The organism is Shimia sp. FJ5 (genome assembly GCF_032918335.1).
Taxonomy (GTDB): Bacteria; Pseudomonadota; Alphaproteobacteria; order Rhodobacterales; family Rhodobacteraceae; genus Shimia; species Shimia aestuarii_A.
Map to the genome: position 1 here is coordinate 840,736 of NZ_JAWJUV010000002.1, position 20,750 is coordinate 861,485.

General features: G+C 62.1%; 17 protein-coding genes. 11 read left to right on the forward strand and 6 right to left on the reverse strand.

Annotation, left to right across the window (positions count from 1 at the left end; all coding sequences use genetic code 11):
* Positions 1-131: 131 nt before the first annotated feature.
* Both R1W01_RS10560 and R1W01_RS10565 read left to right on the forward strand, forming a co-directional pair.
* On the forward strand, positions 132-665 hold the full coding sequence (locus tag R1W01_RS10560) for a TRAP transporter small permease (RefSeq protein ID WP_297755420.1): 534 nt from the start codon (positions 132-134) through the stop codon (positions 663-665).
* The gene (locus R1W01_RS10565; RefSeq protein WP_243612487.1) at positions 662-1,948 is read left to right on the forward strand and encodes a TRAP transporter large permease; all 1,287 of its coding nucleotides are present in this window, start codon (positions 662-664) and stop codon (positions 1,946-1,948) included. The genes R1W01_RS10560 and R1W01_RS10565 overlap by 4 nt, the downstream gene beginning before the upstream one ends.
* 80 nt (positions 1,949-2,028) lie before the next feature.
* Here the strand turns inward: R1W01_RS10565 and R1W01_RS10570 are convergent, their stop codons facing one another.
* From R1W01_RS10570 to R1W01_RS10580, 3 genes are read right to left on the reverse strand one after another with little or no spacing between them, the layout of a single operon-like run.
* Complete coding sequence (locus R1W01_RS10570; RefSeq protein WP_297755417.1) at positions 2,029-4,083, reverse strand: 3-hydroxyacyl-CoA dehydrogenase NAD-binding domain-containing protein; 2,055 nt, start codon at positions 4,081-4,083, stop codon at positions 2,029-2,031.
* An 18-nt stretch (positions 4,084-4,101) separates the two neighbouring features.
* Positions 4,102-5,259 (reverse strand): acetyl-CoA acetyltransferase, encoded by a 1,158-nt coding sequence (locus R1W01_RS10575; RefSeq protein ID WP_297755414.1) that lies wholly within the window; start codon positions 5,257-5,259, stop codon positions 4,102-4,104.
* Positions 5,256-5,684, reverse strand: coding sequence for a Zn-ribbon domain-containing OB-fold protein (locus R1W01_RS10580; RefSeq protein ID WP_297755412.1), 429 nt, complete (start codon positions 5,682-5,684; stop codon positions 5,256-5,258). The genes R1W01_RS10575 and R1W01_RS10580 overlap by 4 nt, the downstream gene beginning before the upstream one ends.
* Before the next feature lie 185 nt (positions 5,685-5,869).
* On the opposite strand from R1W01_RS10580, the gene R1W01_RS10585 reads away from it, so the two are divergent.
* The 5 genes from R1W01_RS10585 to R1W01_RS10605 all read left to right on the forward strand — a co-directional run bounded on the left by R1W01_RS10585 (position 5,870) and on the right by R1W01_RS10605 (position 12,163).
* Positions 5,870-6,679 (forward strand): IclR family transcriptional regulator, encoded by an 810-nt coding sequence (locus tag R1W01_RS10585; protein WP_297755409.1) that lies wholly within the window; start codon positions 5,870-5,872, stop codon positions 6,677-6,679.
* Positions 6,680-6,797: 118 nt separating this feature from the next.
* A complete protein-coding gene (locus tag R1W01_RS10590) occupies positions 6,798-8,987 on the forward strand; it encodes an acetate--CoA ligase family protein (protein WP_297755407.1) in 2,190 nt (729 codons plus the stop codon).
* Positions 8,984-10,141, forward strand: a complete 1,158-nt coding sequence (locus R1W01_RS10595) for an acyl-CoA dehydrogenase family protein (protein ID WP_297755404.1) — start codon at positions 8,984-8,986, stop codon at positions 10,139-10,141. Before R1W01_RS10590 ends, R1W01_RS10595 begins: the two co-directional genes overlap by 4 nt.
* Before the next feature lie 13 nt (positions 10,142-10,154).
* Positions 10,155-11,234 (forward strand): acyl-CoA dehydrogenase family protein, encoded by a 1,080-nt coding sequence (locus R1W01_RS10600; RefSeq protein WP_297755401.1) that lies wholly within the window; start codon positions 10,155-10,157, stop codon positions 11,232-11,234.
* Positions 11,235-11,338: 104 nt separating this feature from the next.
* Positions 11,339-12,163 (forward strand): thioesterase family protein, encoded by an 825-nt coding sequence (locus R1W01_RS10605; protein ID WP_297755398.1) that lies wholly within the window; start codon positions 11,339-11,341, stop codon positions 12,161-12,163.
* A gap of 11 nt (positions 12,164-12,174) precedes the next feature.
* On the opposite strand, the gene R1W01_RS10610 is transcribed toward R1W01_RS10605, so the two are convergent.
* Complete coding sequence (locus tag R1W01_RS10610) at positions 12,175-12,978, reverse strand: IclR family transcriptional regulator (RefSeq protein WP_297755394.1); 804 nt, start codon at positions 12,976-12,978, stop codon at positions 12,175-12,177.
* Positions 12,979-13,152: 174 nt separating this feature from the next.
* Positions 13,153-14,082 (reverse strand): NAD-dependent epimerase/dehydratase family protein, encoded by a 930-nt coding sequence (locus R1W01_RS10615; RefSeq protein WP_297755391.1) that lies wholly within the window; start codon positions 14,080-14,082, stop codon positions 13,153-13,155.
* A gap of 273 nt (positions 14,083-14,355) precedes the next feature.
* Here R1W01_RS10615 and R1W01_RS10620 point away from each other — a divergent pair, with 273 nt between their 5' ends.
* Both R1W01_RS10620 and R1W01_RS10625 read left to right on the forward strand, forming a co-directional pair.
* A complete protein-coding gene (locus R1W01_RS10620; RefSeq protein WP_243612476.1) occupies positions 14,356-16,047 on the forward strand; it encodes a thiamine pyrophosphate-binding protein in 1,692 nt (563 codons plus the stop codon).
* Positions 16,034-16,804, forward strand: coding sequence for an SDR family NAD(P)-dependent oxidoreductase (locus R1W01_RS10625; RefSeq protein WP_297755388.1), 771 nt, complete (start codon positions 16,034-16,036; stop codon positions 16,802-16,804). The genes R1W01_RS10620 and R1W01_RS10625 overlap by 14 nt, the downstream gene beginning before the upstream one ends.
* Before the next feature lie 163 nt (positions 16,805-16,967).
* On the opposite strand, the gene R1W01_RS10630 is transcribed toward R1W01_RS10625, so the two are convergent.
* A complete protein-coding gene (locus R1W01_RS10630; protein ID WP_297755385.1) occupies positions 16,968-18,665 on the reverse strand; it encodes a thiamine pyrophosphate-binding protein in 1,698 nt (565 codons plus the stop codon).
* A 207-nt stretch (positions 18,666-18,872) separates the two neighbouring features.
* On the opposite strand from R1W01_RS10630, the gene R1W01_RS10635 reads away from it, so the two are divergent.
* Positions 18,873-19,823 (forward strand): 3-hydroxyacyl-CoA dehydrogenase family protein, encoded by a 951-nt coding sequence (locus tag R1W01_RS10635; protein ID WP_297755382.1) that lies wholly within the window; start codon positions 18,873-18,875, stop codon positions 19,821-19,823.
* Entirely contained in the window at positions 19,820-20,581 is a 762-nt protein-coding gene (locus R1W01_RS10640) for an SDR family NAD(P)-dependent oxidoreductase (protein ID WP_297755379.1), read from the forward strand. The genes R1W01_RS10635 and R1W01_RS10640 overlap by 4 nt, the downstream gene beginning before the upstream one ends.
* Positions 20,582-20,750: the final 169 nt, after the last annotated feature.

Below are 20,750 nucleotides of genomic sequence, written 5' to 3' on the forward strand. Positions count from 1 at the left end.
CCGTATCGGCCGGGATGACCGGTCTCCGGGCACCTGCACACAATCCCGCGTGATCAGACCTGTTCCGAAACCTAGCTTCGGGGCGCCGGGAGCCTCCGGCATCATGTCACGACGGGTAAGGAGTATGTCGAATGAACAAGCTTCTCTCCGGATATCAGACCTTTCTCGACTGGCTTGAAAAAGCTGCCATGGCGCTGGCGATGATGCTGACCGCCTTGCTGTTTCTCAACACGGCAAATGGCATCATCGTCGATCAGGTTGTCGGGAATTCATTGGTCTGGATCGAAGAGGTCAACAACCTGTTGTTTGCCTGGGCGGTCTTTGTTGGCGCGGGCGTTGTCGCGCGGCACGGGGGGCATATCGGTGTCGATATGGTCTATTCCGTGCTCGGCCCTAGGCTCCAGTTGCTCATGCGTATCGGGTATCTTGTCCTGGCGCTGATCATTGTCTGGGTCATGGTCTACTATGGGGTCAAGATGGCCTTGTTTGTCGGCAAGTATCAGACCTCGCTCTATCTCGATATCAACCTGTTCTACTACTATCTTTCGGTTCCTGTCGGCGGTGTGCTGTTGGGGCTGTTCAGTATCGGTGCGACGCTTCCCGACCCGCGTGAGCCCGCCGAATCCACCTCAGATGAAATGCCTACCGCCGGAGTTGACCAATGATCGGAATCATTTTTGGAAGCTTTGTCCCGATGCTCCTCTTGGGGGTGCCGATTGCCTTCTGCCTCGTGTTGATGACGATCTTTGTCTATATCGACATCGGCGACCCGCGCCTGTTCACACAGATCCCGCAGCGCATGTTCACCAGCACAGAGAACCTGCTTCTGCTTGCGATCCCCTTCTTCATCATGGCCGGGGAGATCATGAACCGTGCGGGGATCACCAACAAGCTCATGACGTTGGCGTCGTCGCTTGTGGGCTGGATCCGGGGCGGGCTTGCGCACACCAATATCGTGGCCAGCATGTTCTTTGCCGGGATCACCGGCTCGGCCGTGTCAGATACGGTTGCGGTGGGGGGGATCATGATCCCGTCCATGAAGGAGAACGGCTATAGCGAGGAGTATAGCGCCGCGGTGACCGCCTCGAGTTCGGTGATCGGGCCGATCATTCCGCCGAGTATTCCGATGCTCCTTTATGCGTCGGTGATGAACGTCTCGATCGCGGGCCTTTTCCTTGGGGGCATGCTGCCGGGGATTCTTGTCGCGTTGGCGCTGATGGTGACGGCCTATATCATCGCTGTGCGCAAAGGCTTTGGCGAGCGGGCACCGTTCGTCGGCGTCATCCGCCTGCTGATCGCAGTGCTGCATGGTATTCCGGCGCTGATGCTGCCGGCGCTGATCATGGGCGGGATCCTTGGTGGTTTCTTCAGCCCGACCCAGGCCTCGGCGGTCGCGGTGATGTATGGGCTTGCCATCGGCTTCATCTTTTATCGCAGCCTGAAGCTTTCGGATATTGTGCCGATCCTGGCGCATACGGTGAAAGCGACGGCGATGATCATGTTCCTTCTCGCCTGTGCCAAGAGCTTTAGCTGGCTGGTGAGCTACTACAACCTCGTCGAGCACGTCACGCTTGTGTTCGTGTCCATCACCGAGAACAAGTTCGTCTTCCTGATGCTGGTCAATGTGCTGTTCCTGATCATTGGGATGTTCCTCGACATGGGGTTTGCGATCATCGTTCTGGGGCCGCTCTTGGCGCCGATCGCGTATCAATATGGGGTCGATCCGATCCACTTTGGTCTTATCACCTGTATGAACCTGACCATCGGTCTTGCGTCGCCGCCATTCGGGTTGGTGTTGTTCGCGGCCTGCGGGGTGTCGAACGTCAGTCTTGCGCGGCTCAGTTGGGCGATCCTGCCGTTTATCGCCGCCGAGATCGTGGTGCTGTTGTTGATCACATACGTGCCGTTCTTCACGATGTATTTCCCAAAGCTCTTTGGCTACGCCTGAGCCGGGAAACGACCACTGAAACGAAAACGGCCACCGCGATGCGGTGGCCGTTGGCTTTGGGGGAGAGGGGGCTGAGGCTCTTAGGCGTCGGCTGTCTCTGCCTGTTCCAAGAGCAGCGCCGAAGGCGTCCAGTGCGCTCCGATCTCAGCGTGGAAGCGACGCACGTCAGCGGCAACACGGGCCAGACCCGCTTGCTCGGCAAAGAACATCGGCCCGCCGCGCGTCTTGGGGAAGCCATAGCCGTTGACGAATATCACATCGAGATCGCTGGGCCGCTGGGCAATGCCCTCTTCGATGATCTGGTAGCCCGTGTTGACCAGTTGCCAGAGGCAGCGGTGCAGGATCTCTTCATCGGAAATCTCGCGCCGGGTGATGCCTTTCTCTTGGGACACCGCCTTGATGAGTGTCTCGACCTCCGGATCGGGCTGGCCGCGCCGGGCCCCGTCCGGATAGAGATACCAGCCGCGCCCCGTCTTCTGTCCGAGATGCCCGGCTTCGGCCAGACGGTCGGCGGTGGTGAACGGGTAGGGGCTTTGCGGGCCGCGGGCCTGGCGGATGCGATAGCCCACGTCGAGGCCTGCAAGGTCCATCACGGCCAGTGGCCCCATGGCGAGCCCCCAATCCGACAGCACGGCGTCGATCTGCCAAGGCAGGGCGCCTTCCTCAATCAGGATCTGTGCCTCGCGGTTGAAATTGATGAACATACGATTGCCGGCAAAACCATCGCAAACCCCCACCAGAACCGGCACCTTGCCGAGACGCGGCCCCAAGGCCATGGCCGTGGCAATCACATCGGGTGCGGTTTTGTCGGCGCGCACCACCTCGAGCAGCTTCATGATATGTGCAGGGCTAAAGAAATGTAGGCCGATCACGTCCTCGGGGCGGGATGTGGCTGCGGCGATCTCGTTGACGTCGAGCGTCGAGGTGTTGGTGGCGAGGATCGCGCCCGGTTTGCAGATCTTGTCGAGCGCGGCAAAGACGCTGCGTTTGATATCCATCGCTTCGAACACGGCTTCGACCACAATGTCGGCCTCGCAAAGCGCGTCCATCGAGGTGCTGCCTGAGATGCGCGCGAGGCGTGCTTCGGCGTCGGCCTTGGAGAGGCGGCCCTTGCTCTGGGCTTCGTCGTAGATCGCGCGAATGCGGGCCAGCCCTTGATCGAGGCGGTCTTGTTCTTGTTCGATGACTGTTACCGAAAGTCCGGCATCGGCAAGGCATTTGGCGATGCCGGCGCCCATCGTGCCCGCACCGATTACCCCGGCGCTTGCCAGCGCGCGCTTGGGCGTTTGGGGCGGGACATCTTCGATTTTGCGGGCCTCGCGTTCGGCAAAGAAGACGTGGCGCAGGGCCTTGGCTTCTGGCGAGGTATTGAGCGCGGTGAAGGTCTCTCTTTCCCAGGCCAGCCCCGCGTCGAGCGGGGTATCATAGGCCATTTGCACGCCTTCGACCGCCTTGGCAGGGGCCGGGGCGCCACGGGCGCGGCGCAGATAGGGCGCGGCGACCTCAGCCAGTTCCTCGGGACTTCCCTCGACTGTGAGATCGCGGGGCAGGCGTACCGGTGGGCCGTCGGCCAAATCCGCCTCGATTCGCGTCAGTGCTTCGGCTTCGGTGCCGTCGATGCTTTGTACAATCCCAAGATCATGGGCGCGTTTGGCGGAAATGGGTTTGCCACTCAGGATGATGTCGAGCGCGGCGGGGCCGCCGATCAACCGGGGCAGTTTCTGTGTACCGCCCGCGCCGGGGATATTGCCGAGGGTAATCTCCGGGAAGGCGACCTTGGCGTCGGACAGGGCGGCGAGGCCGTGGCAGCCCAGTGCCAGTTCAAAGCCGCCGCCATAGGCGATGCCGTTCACCAGCGCGATGACCGGTTTTGTGCTCGCTTCGAGTTGGGCAATGAGGTCGGTCAGGAACGGTGCGCGGCGTCCGGAATCGAATTCGGTAATGTCGGCGCCAGCCGAGAAAAAGCGACCTTGGCCCGTCAGGACGATGGCGGCAATCGCGGGGTCGCTTTCGAAGGTGCGATGGGCCTGCGAGATGGCCACGCGCAGTGCGTGCCCAAGCGCGTTGACCGGTCCGCGTGTCATGCGGATGATGCCAAGCGCGCCGTGTGTGTGTGTTGAAATCAGGTCTGTCATCAGCTTGGATCCCCTAGGTTAGAGTGCGTTTTCACTTCCGAAAATGGCGGTGGCCTGGTGCGACAGCGTGATGCCGTTGCCGTGGCAGAGCACTGTGTCGGCCTTGTCGACCTGCCGGGCATCGGCCGCGCCGCGCAGCTGGCGAGTGGCTTCGATCAGGGTAAAGACGCCATACATGCCCGGATGGCAGAACGAGAGGCCGCCGCCATTGGTATTCACCGGCAATGCGCCACCGGGCGCGATGCGGCCGTCTTCGACAAAGGCACCGCCTTCGCCCTTGGGGCAGAACCCCAGATCTTCGAGGAAGAGGATCACATTGATGGTAAAGGCATCGTAGAGTTGCAGGATGTCGATATCGCCCTGTGAGAGCCCTGCCATGGTGAACGCGCGTTTGCCGGAGTCTTTGGCGGCGGTGCTGGTCAGGTCTGGCATTTCAGAGATCGCGCGGTTGTAAGACGCCACGCCGCCGCCGAGGAAATAGGCGGGCTTGTGTGCGAGGTCGCGGGCGCGGTCGGCGCGGGTCATGACGACGGCACCGGCGCCATCGGTCAGCAGGCAGCAATCCCGCAGGCTCAGCGGTTCCATCACCATGCGCGAGGCGAGCACGTCCTCGACGCTCAGCGGGTCTCTTTCGAAGGCGTCGGGGTTGAGGCGGGCCCAATCGCGCGCGGCAACGGCGACGGCGGCGAGTTGTTCGCGGGTGGTGCCGAATTGGGCCATGTGGCGCGCTGCGGCCAGCGCGTAGGCTGTCATCGGGTAGCGCGGGCCATGCGGCACTTCATATGCGGGCTGTTCCGCCGGGGGGACCATGCGGCCCGCGCCGGACCGCATTGTCGCGCCGTAGCAGATAAGCGCCACGTCGCAAAGGCCCGCTTCGAGGGCCATTGTTGCCGAGAGCGCGTGGGCGACAAAGCTCGAGCCGCCGGTATTGGTGCCGTCGATCCAGCGGGGATTGAGGCCGAGATACTCGATGGTCGAGATCGCCGGGAAGGTATGGCTCATGTTGGCACAGAAGAGGCCATCAACATCGGTCAGGGACAGGCCAGCATCATCGAGCGCAGCGCGCACGGCGAGGGCCTGAATGTCCATCGCGTTGAAGCCGGGGGCCTCGCCGAGACCCGCCGTACCGACGCCGACGATGGCGGATTTGCCGCGAAGGGGGGACGGTGATGTCATGGCTGGCTCTCCTCGGGGGAAAAGGCAACGAGGTGGCTGCCGGCGTCGCCATCAATGCGTGCCCGCACGCGCATCCCGATGTGGATGTCTTCGGGTGAGACGCCGGGAAGGTGACTCATCATCCGCGGCCCCTCATCAAGATCGACAAGGACGATGGAGTGCGGAGGCCGTTCGGGCGCGCCGGGCTTGGCTCGAGGGCGCAGTGTTGCTTGCGAATAGATGGTGCCAAGGCCGGAGGCCGGACGCCACTCGAGGGCTATGGAGGCGCAGGATGGGCAGAGGATGCGCGGCATGAAGATCGCTGTGTCGCAGTCCTTGCAATGTTGCAGCCAAAGCTTGCCATCCGCCACATGGGTTTGGAATTCGTGGTCCGGCCCCAAGGCCGGGGCGACCGCCGGGTCGGTATCCTGTCCGGTGTGACTCATGCTGTCCTCCCTGTTGCGCAGAGTTCGATGACTAGGGTTCTTGCGCAATATGCGTCTGCAATGCAAACAATAATTTTAAAAAGTAGATTATGCGAGGAAGTGAATCGCGCCTGTGAAGCCGCGGCGGTTGCGCGGCTTGGCGCGTCACCGTATCAATTGAGATGATATCCAAGAGAGGGCGGTGAATGGCGGGCGAGGCATCCAACGGCAAAGCAGAGGGCGGTGCGGACCGGCAGTTCGTGGCGTCTCTGGAGAAGGGGCTTGCGATCTTGACGGCCTTTCGTCCAGAGGATCGCGCTCTGAGCAATCAGGAGCTTGCCGACCGCACCGGGATGCCGCGTCCGACCGTGGCGCGCTTTACCCACACGCTGCGGAAGCTCCGCTATCTTGCCTATCATCCGCGCACATCCCGCTACAGCCTTACGGCGCGGGTTTTCGAGCTAAGCCAGGCCGGATTCGCCAGCACCGGTTTGCGCGATATCATGCGCCCCGCGATGGAGGCGCTTTCCGAGTTGGGGCCTTTTTCTGTGGCGTTGGGCATCCCTGTGGTTGGCGGGGTGCGCTATCTGGAGTTGGTGCGTCGACCGGAGGCGATCGTTCTCAATCTCGAGGTTGGTGCGTTGCTGCCTTACTTGCCGACAGCGATCGGGCGGGCCTATCTGGCCGAGATGCCCGAGGCGCAGAGGCAAGAGACGCTTGCACGGCTGGAGGCGGAGCAAGATGCCCCATCCCCGACGTTGCGCGAGGGGGTGCTCGCCGAGGTCGAACGGTTTGCGAGCCATGGCTACACAGCCTCTTTTGGGGCGTGGTGGCCCGAGATCAACGCCGTCGCGACCACGATCCGCGTTGCTGATGATGGAGATCCTCTATTGCTTTCGCTTTCGGGTCTGTCGTCGGTGCTCACGCCTGATCGGGTTGAGGAGGAATGTGCTGCAGCCTTGCTTTCGACGGCCCAGATGATCCGAATGCGGTTGCGGCGCCTCTATCCGGACTAGGGAGTTCCACTTGGCCACGGCTCATTGTTCGCAATGCGGACACAGATTTTAAAATATTATTGACGCCCCTCCTGCTTCATGGATACCTTCGCGACGAATCTTGTGGAGGGAGAGAGCAATGGCACCGGATGCATCACGCGCGACATCTGCGGCAGCGGAAGGGGCGGGGACGCCAGAGATATTTGAACAGCTTTCGGGATTGCTGAACCCGCGTAGCGTTGCGGTGATCGGGGCGAGCGCCAATACCGAAGGATGGAGTGGTGCGGCTCTGCCGGTTCTGCGGCGGCTTGGGTTTTCCGGCGATATCTACCCCGTCAATCCGAAGTATGACGAGCTTCATGGTATCCCCTGCTACCCGTCGGTCGAAGCGATCCCCGGCGATGTCGACGCGGCGCTCATGTTCGTGCCGCAACGGGCGTTGCCGCAAATCCTTGAGGAATGCGGCCGTAAGGGCGTGCGCGGGGCGGTGATCCTTGCCTCGGGTTTCGGCGAGACAGGCGAAGAGGGCAAGGCGCTTGAGGAGCAACTTCGCGAGGTCGCCAACCGCAACCGGATCGCCATTTGCGGGCCGAACTGCCTTGGCCTTGCCAATCTCGAGAGCGGTTTCATGGGGCTGACCTCGGCAACCTTCCCGGCGGACCTTTCGCCCGGGCGGACGGCGCTGATTTCCCAGAGCGGGCAGTTGCTCATGGTGTTGCTGGCGCGGGCGCACGATCAGGGCGTGCACATGCGCTATCTGGTTTCGACAGGCAACGAGTTGAATGTGGAAGCCGCAGATTATGCGCGTTGGGCGCTTCAGGATCCCCAGATTGCGTCGGTGTGCATGGTGCTGGAAGGGTTGCGGACGCCATCGCGCTTCCTTGATCTTGCGGCGCGGGCACAAGAGGCCGACAAGCCGTTGATCGTGATGAAGCTCGGCCGGAGCCAGCGCGCGGCAAGCACAGCGCTGGCGCATACCGGAAAGTTGGCGGGGGCGTTCCGCACCTATGAGGCCGTGTTCCGGCAGGAAAATATCGTTTCAGTGGATGATCCGCTGGAACTCGCCGATGTGGCGGCTTTGTTCGAGAAATGCCACGCGCCGCGCGGTAAGCGGATTTCCGTGGTGACATTCTCGGGCGGCTGGAGCGGGGTGACCGCAGATCAGGCCGATGCGTTGGGACTCGAGCTGGAGGACTTCAGCGACGAGACCGTGGCGCGTCTCAAGCCGCTGCTGGATTTCACGCCGCCGGCAAATCCGCTCGATCTTTCGGGCAATGTGATGACCCACCCAGAGCGTTGGGGGGCAGCGCTTGAGGCCGTGCTGGACGATGAGAACACCGATATCATGGTGGTCTTCATTCACCAGGTGCGCGAGGCATGGCGAGATCGCCTGACGGGGCCATTGCTTGAGGTGGCAAAGCGCGCAGGCAAGCCTGTGATCGCGGTCTATGATGGCGGCAAGGTCGTCGAGGCGGGGTATGACGCGTTGGTCGAGGATGGTTCGGTGCCCGTGTTCCGCGGCAGTCAGCCGATGTTGCGGGCGTTGAAACGGTTCATTGACTATCACGAACGCAGGGAGAGGGGCCGCGAGGCGCCGGTGGAGCTTTTGCTTGAGGCGGATGCGGGCGCGACAGTGCGCCAGAACCTTGCCGGGCATGGGCGCAGCGTTTCGGAATATGCGGCGAAGGCGGCACTGGCGGCCTATGGCATGCCGATGGTCGGCGAAGCGTTGGTGACGACCGAGGCCGATGCTTTGAAGGCGGCGGAGTCGATTGGCTATCCGGTTGTGATGAAGGGGCTTGCGGATGATTTCGAACACAAAACCGAAGCCGGGTTGGTGCATCTGGGTCTCTCGGGGCCGCAGGACGTTCAAGACGCCTTTGCGGACCTGAGCAAGAAGCTCAGTGGCAAGACCCTGAACGGAGCGCCGGCGCCGTGCCTTGTGCAGAAGATGGTCAAGGGCGGGGTCGAGGCTATCCTCGGGGTTCAGAATGATCCCGTCTTTGGGCCCATGGTTCTTCTGGGGGTGGGCGGCATCATGACCGAGTTGATGAACGACGTCGCGCTGCGCCGCGCGCCGCTCTCGCGCCGCGATGTTGCAGAGATGATCGACGAAACACGTCTGGGCGATTTGCTGGCAGGATTCCGTGGCAGCCCGGCAGCCGATCGGGGCGCGTTGGAGGAGGCGGTGCTGCGGTTGTCGCAGCTTGCCGTTGCCCATGCGGACGAGATCGAGAGCGTCGATATCAACCCGCTGCTTGTCTTGCCGGATGGCGAAGGCTGCGTCGCGGTGGATGCGTTGATTGTCAAGACGGAGGGCGCGGAATGAGCGATCTTCTGAACAGTGCAGAGGACGCGGCTTTCCGTGCCGAGATCCGGGATTTCGTTGCCAAGACCCTGCACCCAGAAACGCGCGAGAAGGTCGCGTTGGGGGCGCCTCTGGCACGTGAGGATTTCGCGCGTTGGCAGCGCAGCCTTTACGAAAAAGGCTGGGTGGCACCGGCCTGGCCCGCAGAACACGGCGGGCCGGGGTGGTCGGCGCGCGAGCGGCTGATCGCGGATGAAGAGATGTTCCGTCTCCACACGCCGCCCTTGCCGGGCTTCGGTCTCAAGATGATCGGGCCGATCCTGATGCGGTTTGGCAGCGAGGCGCAGCGGACGCGGTTCCTGCCGCGAATCCTGTCGGGGGAGGACTGGTGGTGTCAGGGGTTTAGCGAACCCGGGGCAGGGTCGGACCTTGCCTCGTTGCGGATGCGGGCGGTGCGATGCGAGGGGGGCTGGAAGCTCTCAGGTTCCAAGACATGGACGACCTACGCGCAATACGCCAACTGGATCTTCTGCCTCGTGCGTACAGACCCGGAGGTGAAGAAGCAGGAAGGCATCTCGATGATGCTGGTCGATATGTCGTCGCCGGGTGTGTCGCGCCGCCCGATCCGGCTTGCGGACGGGACCGAAGAGGTGAACGAGATATTCCTCGACGATGTGTTCGTCCCCGATGACATGGTTGTGGGCGAGGTCAACAAAGGCTGGACCTATGCCAAGGCGCTTCTCGAGCATGAACGGCTTGGGATCGGCGGCGTTGGCCGTTCGAAGCATCTTTTGCAGCGCGTGCGGATCATGGCAGAAGCCGCCGGGCGCGCCGATGACCCGGCGATTGTCGCGGCTTTGGCAGGGTTCGAGATCGACGTGATGGCGATTGAAGCATTTACGCTACGGCTCTTGGCGGCGGCAGAGGCGGGCGAGCGGATCGGGGCGGAGACATCGCTTCTCAAGGTGCGGGGCACCGAAGTTCAGCAGGGCTTGACCGAATTGATGCTCGATGTGGCGGGCCCGGCGATGTTGCCGGAACGGGAAAGCCCCTGCGCGGAAGAGCCGTTTGAGAACGTGGCCTATCAGTTCCTCAACTGGCGCAAACTATCGATTTACGGCGGTAGCAATGAAATTCAGCGAGGGATTCTCGCTGGCCAGGTGCTTGGGCTTTGAGGAGGGCGACAAGATGATCAGGTTTGATATTCCCTCGGAAGAGGCGACGCTTCTGCGGGAGACGGCAGAGCGTTTCGTGGCGGATCGGTACGGGTTGGCGCAGCGCGCAGCGATGCTGGCGGATGAGACACTGGCGCAGAAGAATTGGGCGGACATGGCCGAGCTCGGCTGGCTGGCGGCACCACTTCCAGAGGCGCTCGGAGGGCTAGGCCTTCAGCCGGTGCAGATCACCGGTTTGCTAGAGGCGCTTGGCGCCGGGTTGGTGTTGGAACCGGTGAGCGCGGTGATGCAATGCGCGGCCACGCTGGCGCGGGCTTTGCCAGAGGCGCAGGCGCAGGACACGCTTGACCCGATCCTGTCCGGCGCGCGGATTGACGTGATGGCAGAGGGCGCGCGGGGCAAGCCGATCACGGCGCGGAGCGATGACGGGATGCTAGAGCTTTCCGGGATGTCGCCGCTTGTCATGGGGGGGAATATCGCGGCGACCTTCTGGGTCGTGGCAGAGCGGGATGGGGCAGAGGTTCTCTGTCCGGTGCCTGCGACCGCGGCGCAGGTCGAGCGCTATCGTCTCCTCGATGGTCAGCCGGTGGCGCGGGTGGTGTTTGACGGCGTGACCGTGCGCGAGGCCGATACCATTGCCGACATCGGCGCGGCCCTGCGGTTCGGGGCAGATATGGGCCGTGTGGCCATTCTTGCCGAGAGCGCGGGTGTGATTGATGCGCTTTATCGTGCGACCTTGGACTATGTGAAGTTGCGAGAACAGTTTGGCCGCCCGATTGGCCGGTTTCAGGCCGTGCAGCACCGGATGGCCGATATGTTCATTGCCCGCGAAGAGGCGCGTTCGATGTTGCAATTGGCCGCTGAGGCGCAGGAGAGCAAAGATGACGCCTTCCGAGCGCGGCTGATCTCGGCGGCTCGGGTAAAGATCTCGGATAACGCGCGCAAAGTGCAGCGTGATGCGGTGCAGTTGCACGGCGGCATGGGGGTGACCGATGAATTGCCGGTGGGGCACATGGTCAAACGGCTTTTGGTCTTGGCCCAGCTTGGCGGCAATCGGCAGCAGCACTTGGAGCGGTTCAACGCGGCGGCGTGACGTCACGCTTTGACAGGGGGTCTTCCTCTGGGAAGAGTGTTGCTCAGTTTGACGCGCGGTGTGCCGATTGGGCGCCCGACAGTGGAAGAGGCGAGGAGAGGGAAATGTTGGAAGGCGATCTGACCCATGTAGGGACCGTTCAGGCCTGGGAATGCGATTCCAACCAGCATTTGAACGTACAGTTCTTCCACCAGCGGTTTCGAGAGGCCGGAGCCTATTTTCGAATGCGCCATGGGCTATCTGGCACGGCGATGGTGTCTGCGCATACCCGCTTTCATCGCGAGCTTTATGCCGATGATGTGGCGCGTATCTTTACCCTGCCGGTGCAGGGGCCGGATGGCGCGATGTACTTGATGCATCGGCTCACGGTGGACGGTAGTGCGTTGAATTGCAGCACCTTGGATCGTCTTGAGGGGGAAGCGCCGGGGCTGAACCCTGTGCCGCTCTCCGAGTTTCCGGAGGTGGCGCCACGTGGATTGGCGCTTGGGCCGGGGGAGTCGGTTGCGGATATGGAAAAGCGGATCGAGGCGGGGCAGGCGCTGGTCTCAAGTATCACGCAGGTGATGCCATCCGACCTTGATCACACTGGCGCATGGCGGGCCGAGCGGTTGATTTCCAGCTTTAGCAACGGCGGACAGATCGCCTGGTCCTTGATCGGTGCGGATACGGGCTGGCTGCGGGAGCGGGGTCTTGGGCGTGTGGTGCTGGAAATGAAACTCAATTGCCTGCGGTCCCCCCAGCCCGGCGCGGTTTTGCGCCAGACCAGCCATGCGATTGAGCTTGGCAGCAAGATCTATCGCTTTGGGCACCAGATCGAAGATGCGCTCACGGGGGAGTGCGTCGCCGTGGGCGAAGTCCTGTCGATCCTGCTTGATCACGACACCCGGCGGGCCGTGCCTTTGCCGGAAGAGCTCAGGATCACCGGTTGAGGAGGCGCATCTCAGAGGATGCCGCGGGCCACCTGTTCGATTTGCCGCGCACATTCAACGAGCCGCGGGCCGAGATCGTTCTCAAGCCGTTCGGTTGAGACAATCGAGCGGAGCCCGCCGACGTTGATGCCATAGAGCGGATAGCCATCGGCGCGGCGAATCACGGTGCCGGCGGAATTGGCCTCGGCGATCCAGTCACCGCCACTCAGGGCAAAGCCGTGGGTGTTGGCGTAGTCGATGGCGCGGTGCAAATCGGCCTCGACCTTGGGCCAGTCCTCGCCGTAGTCCGGAGAGATCTTGGCGATCAGGGCCTCGCGCTCTTTCGCGGGGATGGTCGCCATGAAGGCGCGCCCCATGCCCGTTGTGAACAGGGGGATGCGGGAGCCAACGCCCAGCCGGATCGCCATAGAGGCGGGGGTGCGGCAGGCCTCGACATAGATCAGTTCAGAGCCGCTCAGCGTCCCGAGATAGACCGACGCATCGGCGTAATTGGCCAGTTCCTGCATATAGGGGCGCGCGATGTCACGGATTTCCATCTGTGCCATGACATCATAGCCCAGTGTCAGAACCGAAGGCCCGAGCGAATACCAGCCGGTTTCTTCGTCATGATTGAGGTAGCCCAATTCCGTCAGGGTAAAGGTCAGGCGCGAGACAGTGGCCTTGGGCAGGTTCACACGGGCAGAGATTTCCGCATTGCCGATCGGGCGGTTGTCGGGGCCGAAGGCCTTGAGCACGGCCAACCCGCGAGCCAGGCCGGAGTTGATCCTGTAATCCTTCTGGCCGCTTTCTGCTGGCGGGGAGTCTTTTCTCTTCACTTATGCCGTCCCGTGCTGGAAGTCCGCGCCGCGAGGCGTAGGGGCCCTTGGCGGACAGATTTGCAATCTAATGGAACCTCATAGCTATTGGCGCTTCGCAAAGCAAACGCCGAAAACTCGGGCACCTATCGTGCAAGGATCGCGAAACGGAGCAAACTGGCAGGAGTTTCAGCCTCAGCGCGCCGCGATTTGGCGATAAAGTTCAATCGTGTCGCGCACGCCTTCCTGCAAGGGGCGCTCTTCGATGTCGCCAATCACTTGGCGCAGGGCAGAGGTCTCGAAACCGTCACTGGGCGATATCCGCACGGTGTCGGCGCAGGTGACCCTGGCGCCCGGCACCTCGGCGTGGATCGCAGCGAGCACCTCGTCGGTGCTGTGGGTGGTTTCCGAGATGTCCGAGAGCAGCGCGCCGTTCCACGAGGCCGAGGCGGCCTTGACGAAGACATCGGCCACGTCCCCTGCGAATTGAAAGCAGCTTCTTGTGGAGAAGGGAATTTCATACGGGCGACCAAGGGCAGCGGCCTCGATGGCGCGGGTAATGGCCGAGGTTTCGCCATCGTCACGCCCGACGCCGTAGACGACATAGGGGCGCAATCCGAGGCTCGACATCTGATAGTCATCCCAATAGATGCGCGCGATTTCTTCGTCTGTCTTTTTGAACACACCGTAGAGGTTTGACGGCGCATTGGCGGGGCCGCGCGGTTTGGCGGCGATGGAACTGGTGTAGATCACCCTTTCGACCCCGGCCTTGCGCGCGGCTTCGAACATGTTGATGTGGCCCCCAATATTCACCGAGACCGCGAGCCCCGGCATTTCTCGACACTGGGGAATCTGCAGGGCGGCCAAATGGATGATGCCGGTGGGCCGTGTTTCGGCGATCAGGCTTTCGATTTGGGCCGCATCGGTGACATCGCAGTGTCGGAAAGCGATGAGTGCCGGGTTCTGGTCAGGGCTCAGATCAGGGCGCAGGGCGGTCAGGCGCGCGTAGTTGTCGCTGACATCGGTGGCGACGACCTCGACCCCGTGTTCGACCATCCGAGCAATGATCCATGAGCCGAGGAATCCCGTGGCGCCGGTGATGAAAACCCGTTCCTTCGCTGTCATTGATTGTCCCTTCTTGACGTGTTGCAGACCTCGATCGGGTCGCGATTTGGCGGCGCGGGTTACACTTTGCGAACCTCTGATCGCGGATTTATCCAAGGTTTCTATTCCCTTGGCCGCGGTGGGTCGCTTGCATCGCCGTGCTGACAAATAAATTTAAAACACAATTTCAAAAATAATTGCAAGCCAATTTCGAAACCGTTAGCTTGGCCGTCGAACAGAAGCGTCGGCACGATGAATATGGCAGGCCGACGGCAACGGGAGAGGACCGGACAGATGCCAAAGACGAATGAAATGGTGGTACGCACGTTGATAGAAAGCGGCGTAGAGCGGGCATTTACCCTGCCTGGGCTTGGGGTGACCTGGTCCTTGCCGGCCTTCTATGATGCAAAGGACGACTTTGATGTTGTGCTATGCCGCAATGAATGGATCGCTTCGATTATGGCGCAGGCCGCTGGTCGGATCGAAGGGAAGCCATCGGTTCTCATGGGGCAGGGGCCTTGGATTACCACGATGGGCGGTCTCGGTATTCTCGAGGCGCATTTTGCCGGGTCGCCGATGGTGGTTCTGACCGAAACCTCGGACTATGACGGCTATGGGCAGATGGGATGCTACCAGACGATGACCGGCGACTATGGCGGCGCCAACGCGCTGGCGTCGCTCAAGCCGATCACCAAATACGCGACCTATGCGACAAGCCCGGAAGAAGCGGTCTTTGGCACGCAGATGGCGATCAAGCATGCGTCGTTGCCGCGGATGGGTCCGGCAGCGGTTGTCATGAAGACACCGATCATCCGGCAGGAGTTTCCTGAGGATGCCAAGCCGGTGATCTATCCGAGTGCAGGCTATCTCTCCTATACGCCCTCGCGGCCAGATCCGGCGGCGGTGGCGCAGTTGGCCACGCTTTTGGACAAGGCCGAGCGGCCCGTGATCGTGGCCGGGAACGGCATCGTGACCGCCGAGGCAGGCGGGGCGCTTCAAGCCTTGGCCGAGAAGGCCGGCATCATGGTCGTCACGAGCTACAACGCCAAGGGCGTCATCCCCGAGACCTCGCCGGTCTGCGCCGGGATGATGGGCACCTGGGGCCACCGCACGGCCAACCGGATGGTGGCGCAGGCGGATCTTGTCGTGATGTTGGGGGCCTCGATGGGACCGGACTACACCCGGTTCCGCGATCCCGGAATGATCCGGCCCGGCGATCAGACCTTGGTGCAGGTTGATATCGACCCGCGCAATGCGGGCTGGGTCTATCCTGTCGATCAGGCGATCACAGGGGACGTGGCAGATGTGCTCGCGATGCTCTCTGAGATTGGCCTGTCGGAAGAACGGGCCAAGGCGCGGATCGAAGCGGGCTTGGATATCAAAACCCGCAACGGCTATTTCGATATGCCGGACCTGCCAGCGGCACAGGGCACGGTGCACCACACCGACGTGGTGCGCGGATTGCAGGAGTTCCTTGGGCCGGATGATATCCTTGCGCTGGACGCCGGAGCACAGCGTATCTGGGCGACCTTTGGCCTGCGTATGCCCCATGCCGGACAGTTGCTTGTACCGGGCGGGACCGGTGTCATGGGCTGGGGCGGACCCGCGGCGGCGGCGGCCAAGATCGTGCGCCCACAGAAACGCGTCACCTGCCTTGCGGGCGACGGCGGCTTTATGATGACCGTGCAGGTGTTGCCAACCGCCGTGCAGCAGAACCTCGACGTGGTGTTCGTCGTCTCGAACAACGCGGGCCTGGGGATGGTGCGGGACAATCTCGGCGACAAGCAGATTGCGGTTGATTTCAACGATGCCGATTTCGCCAAGATCGCCGAGGGCATGGGCGCGAAGGGTATCAGCGTCTATCACCGTGACGAACTTCGTGACGCCATTGAAGAGGCGCACCGGATGGGCGGCCCTGTGGTTGTCGATGTCAAGGTCGACCCGGAAGCGAGCCACCATGAGGCGGTAGACAATGCGCCGCTTTGAGGGACGCAGGGCGCTTATCACCGCCGCAGGAAGCGGGCTGGGGCTGGGCATGGCCCTGCGCCTGGCCGAGGAAGGCGCGGCGGTGACCGTGTGGGACCGGGACGCGAAGGCTTTGGCAGCGGCTGAGGCGCAAGCGACGGCGGCCGATCTTGATCTGCGTGCGGTCTGCCTCGACATGACGTCCGCGCAAGACATCGAGGCCGCTGTGGCAGAGATGGGTGAGGCCGGGCCGATCGACGTTCTGGTCAACAACATCGGTGGATCCCTGCATACGCCTTTCCGCTTTCTCGAGCAGAGCGAAGAGGATTGGGATCTGGTGATGGATGTGAATGTCACGGCCTGTGTGCGCACGACCCGCGCCGTCCTGCCGCATATGGTCAAGGCGGGCTATGGCCGGGTGATCAACATGGGATCAAAGGCCGGGCGGTTCGGGAGCCTGTTTGCAGGTGCGAATTATGCGGCCTCGAAAGGGGCAATGCAGGCCTTTACGCTTCAGATCGCACAGGAGTTCGGCCCGCTGGGGATCACCTGTAACACGCTTTGCCCGGGGGCGGTTCTGACGGCGCGGGTGGAGCGGCTCTTGGCGGAACGGCAAACCGAAGCGGAGCGGCAGAAGGTTCTGAACTCGATCCCTGTCCGCCGGCATGGCACCGTCGAGGATATCGCCGCAGCGGTCGCCTATTTCGCCTCCGAGGAGGCCGGTTTCGTCAATGGCGCCTCGCTTGATATCAATGGCGGTCAGGCGATGGTGATCTAGGAGAGAGTCCGGGGCCGATCTATTGGGATCAGGCCTTTGTGAAAAGAAAAACGCGACGCCGTGTTCTGCGGCGTCGCGTTTCTTGCTTGGGGCGGGTGTTAGGCCGCGGGAGGTTCCCAAGCTTCAGGCGCNGCGGCGTCGCGTTTCTTGCTTGGGGCGGGTGTTAGGCCGCGGGAGGTTCCCAAGCTTCAGGCGCACGCGGGTGAATGTCAGTGACAACATCGAGAAGCACTGGTTTGCGCGCGGCAATGGCACGGGCAAGCGCCGGTGCGAGATCGGCTGGATCTTCGATGCGGATGCCCTCGACCCCGAAATCGCGCGCGACGGCTGCGAAGTCGGTGGGGCCGAAGCGGTTGATCTCTTCGGGGCTTCCGCCTTCACGCCCTTCGTAGAACGAGGCCACCTTCGGCGTGCCCTGCCCGAAACCCGAGTTGTTGTTGATCACAGTCACCACAGGCAAGTTCCAGCGTCGTTGGGTCTCGAGCTCGGACAGGTGGTAGTAGAAGGCACCGTCGCCAGAAAAACAGACCACGGGGCGATCCGGGGCGCCGCATTGCGCGCCCAAGGCTGCCGGGAAGGCCCAGCCGAGCGATCCCGCCGCGCGCAGATAGCTCTGCCCTTTGAGCGGCAGTTCGAGCATCGTGGCGGTCCAGATGCCAGAATAGCCCGTGTCGGCGACCAAGATCCCATCTTCCGGCAATGCCTGCGAAATCTCGTGGCAAAGGCGTTCAACGGTGATCGGGGCGGCATCGGCAGTGGCGAGGGCGGCAAGCTCTGCGCGCCAATCTGCAACGACTGCAGCGGCATGTTTGGCCCAATCGGACCACCCGGCGGCCTGTTCGCTGGCCGCGGTAAGATCGGCGATGGCCTGACGTGGGCACCCCCAGACCGCAGTTGTATCCGGGTAGTTGCGCCCGATCTCCTGTCCGTCGAGATCAATCTGGATGATCGGCGTGCCGGGTGCAGGCACCTTGTAGTTGTTGGTCGGCTGGTCGCCAGCGTGGCAGCCGACATAGATCACTAGATCGGCCTCGTATACCAGACGGTTGCCCGGCGGTGCAGAGTAGGTGCCGACGGTCCCGATATGCAAGGGATGAGTGGTTGGCACGATGGTACGTCCGCCCAACGAGGTCGCGATCGGAATGTTCAGCTTCTCGACCATCTCTGTGATCTCGTCATGGGCGTCGACCTGGATCGCGCCCGCGCCCACGACAAGCACAGGGCGCTTCGCCTTGGCAAGACGCTCGGCGGCGGCCTTGATCATCGCCGGAGAAGCAAGGGGGCGATGCTCTGGTAGACGACCAAGTGAAGCATCGGGGAGCGTCGGGTTCGGAACCTCTCCCTTCTCAATGATTTCGCCGCCAAGCCCGTTGAGATCGAGGTGCACCGGACGGGGCGAGCCATCCGTCGCCTCGCGGAAAGCTTGGGCCAGAAGGTGCGGCAGTTCACGCGCTTCGGCCACGTCCATCGAGTCTTTGGTTGTCGAGGAAAACAGCGGCGTATGCGGCACCTCTTGATAGGCGTTCCGGTGGCGCAGCATCGGTTCTTTGCGGCCCGTCATCGCGACCAGCGGTGCACGGTGGAGATAGGCGTCCTGTAGTCCCGCTGCCAAGTTGGCCGCCCCGACCGATTGCGCCATGCAGACGCCGACGCGATTGCTGACACGGGCGTAGCCGTCGGCCATGTAGGCGGCCGATTTTTCGGAGTGGGCGAGGATGCGTGTGATCCCGTGCTCTTCCATGCGCACCAAGGTGGGGCGCAGGATCGCGTCCATGAAGAAGACGTGGCTTACGCCAAGCTGCTTAAGTGAGTCGGCGATGTACTGTGCGCCGTCAGAGGACTCGCATGGTGTGGTATTCATGAGGAATTTTCCCGTTGCAGGTTAAGGTTAGAGTCAGATTCCGAACAAATTTGAAATAAAGTTTCATTTATGGCTTGAGATTTCAAGCTTTGGCGCATAATTTTTGAAATTAAGTTTCAAAAATAGTCTTGGGTGGACCGTGTGCTTTGGAAACAGAGCTAGGGCGGTCTGAGGAGAGCCCCGGATTCAAGCGGAGGAGACCAGCCGTTGGCGATCGAACGCGTTGCAGTCCTTGGAGCGGGCACCATGGGGTACGCCTTGGCCTTGGTGCATGCATTGGGCGGGTGCCATGTCACGCTTTATGATCACGCTCCCGAGATCTTGGCGCGTGCGCCTAGCCTAATCCAGACCGCCCTTGCCACCTTGCAAGAAGCCGGGACTGAGAGCGCCGTATCGGCAAAAGCCGCCGTGGAACGGATCGCCTATGCCGACACATTGGCAGCGGCCGTCGAGGCGGCGGACCTCGTGGTTGAGGCCGTGATAGAAGACCCAGAGATCAAGCGCGCGGTTTTTGCGCAGGTCGATGCCCATGCGCCTGCGGCGGCGATCCTTGCGTCGAATACCTCGTATCTCGATGTCTTTCCGCTCATCCCCAATGCCCGGCAATCAAGGGCGACCGTCGCGCATTGGTATACGCCTCCCTATATCGTCGATCTTGTGGACCTGGCACCCGGCCCTGATACCGATCGCCAAGTGATCACCGAGCTGCGCACCCTCTACGCAGGGTTCGGCAAAGTGCCCGTCGTGTTCGATACGCTGGTTCCCGGCTATGTCGCAAATCGTCTTCAGGCGGCGTTGAACCTCGAATGTCTGCGGATGATCGAGGAAGGCTGGGCCACGCCTGAGACGATTGACCTCTCGATCCAGCACGGGCTCGTGCATCGGTTGGCGGTCTTAGGGCACATGCGAAAGATGGATTTCACCGGGCTTGTGATGGTGCGCAATGGCATTGCCGGTCGCAGCTATCAACCGCCCGAGAACACAGGCGAAACCCCGGTGCTAGATCGCCTGATCGCGGCTGGAAGGTCCGGGGTCCGCGCAGGTGCCGGGTTCTTCGACTACGGCGATGCGCCGGTTGAGACGTTGTTTCATGAACGCGACCTAAAGCTCTTGCGGTTGAAGGCGCTATTTGCGGATTTGAAGGAGGAAGACAGGTGATCAAGGCAGACCTCAAGGGAAAATGTGCGCTGGTGACGGGCGGCGCGTCGGGCATCGGACTTGCGACCGTGACCATGCTGGCCGAGATGGGCGCCCGCGTGGCGATCAACCATCTGGAGTCCGATCCGGCGGGCCCGGCTAAGGTCGCCGAACTGACCTCGCAGGGGCTTGATGTGATTTCGGCACCGGGCAACGTATCCGTCCCGGGAAATGCCGAGGCCATGGTCGAGGCCGCGATCGCACACATGGGGGGGCTGGACTTCCTCATCAACAACGCTGGCACAGCAGGCACCGCCGACAAGATCCCGCCCTCGGAGTTGGACAAGATGACCGAGGAGTTCTGGCAGCTTCTGCTCAATACCAACCTGATTGGTGCGTTTCGGTGTGCACATGCCGCCGCTGGCGCCTTGAAAGAGCGTCGCGGGGCCGTCGTAAACATCACCTCCATCGCCGGGATCGGGGAGCAAGGCAGCTCGATTGCCTATGCCGCCAGCAAATCTGGCTTGGTGAGCCTGACCCGCAGCCTTGCTCGCGGGTTGGCGCCCGACGTGCGCGTCAACGCAGTTGCTCCCGGGCAGACAAGCACGCCATGGACGGAAGATTGGCCCGAAGAGCGCAAGCAATGGGCGCGGGATCAATCCGTGCTGAAACGCCGCTCGACACCGGACGATATCGCCGAAGCCGCGCTCTATCTCTGTGCGGGTGCCAGCATGGTGACCGGCCATGTGTTGGTGGTGGATGGCGGTATGACGCTCTGATGCGCTGCAATGGCGGCCCAAAAACAATCGATATCTAGTGATAAAGGACACCTCTGAGATGAAGATGACGACCGAAGAAGCTTTTGTGAAGACGTTGCAGATGCATGGAATTGAGCATGCGTTTGGGATTATCGGGTCGGCGTTCATGCCGATTTCGGATTTGTTTCCG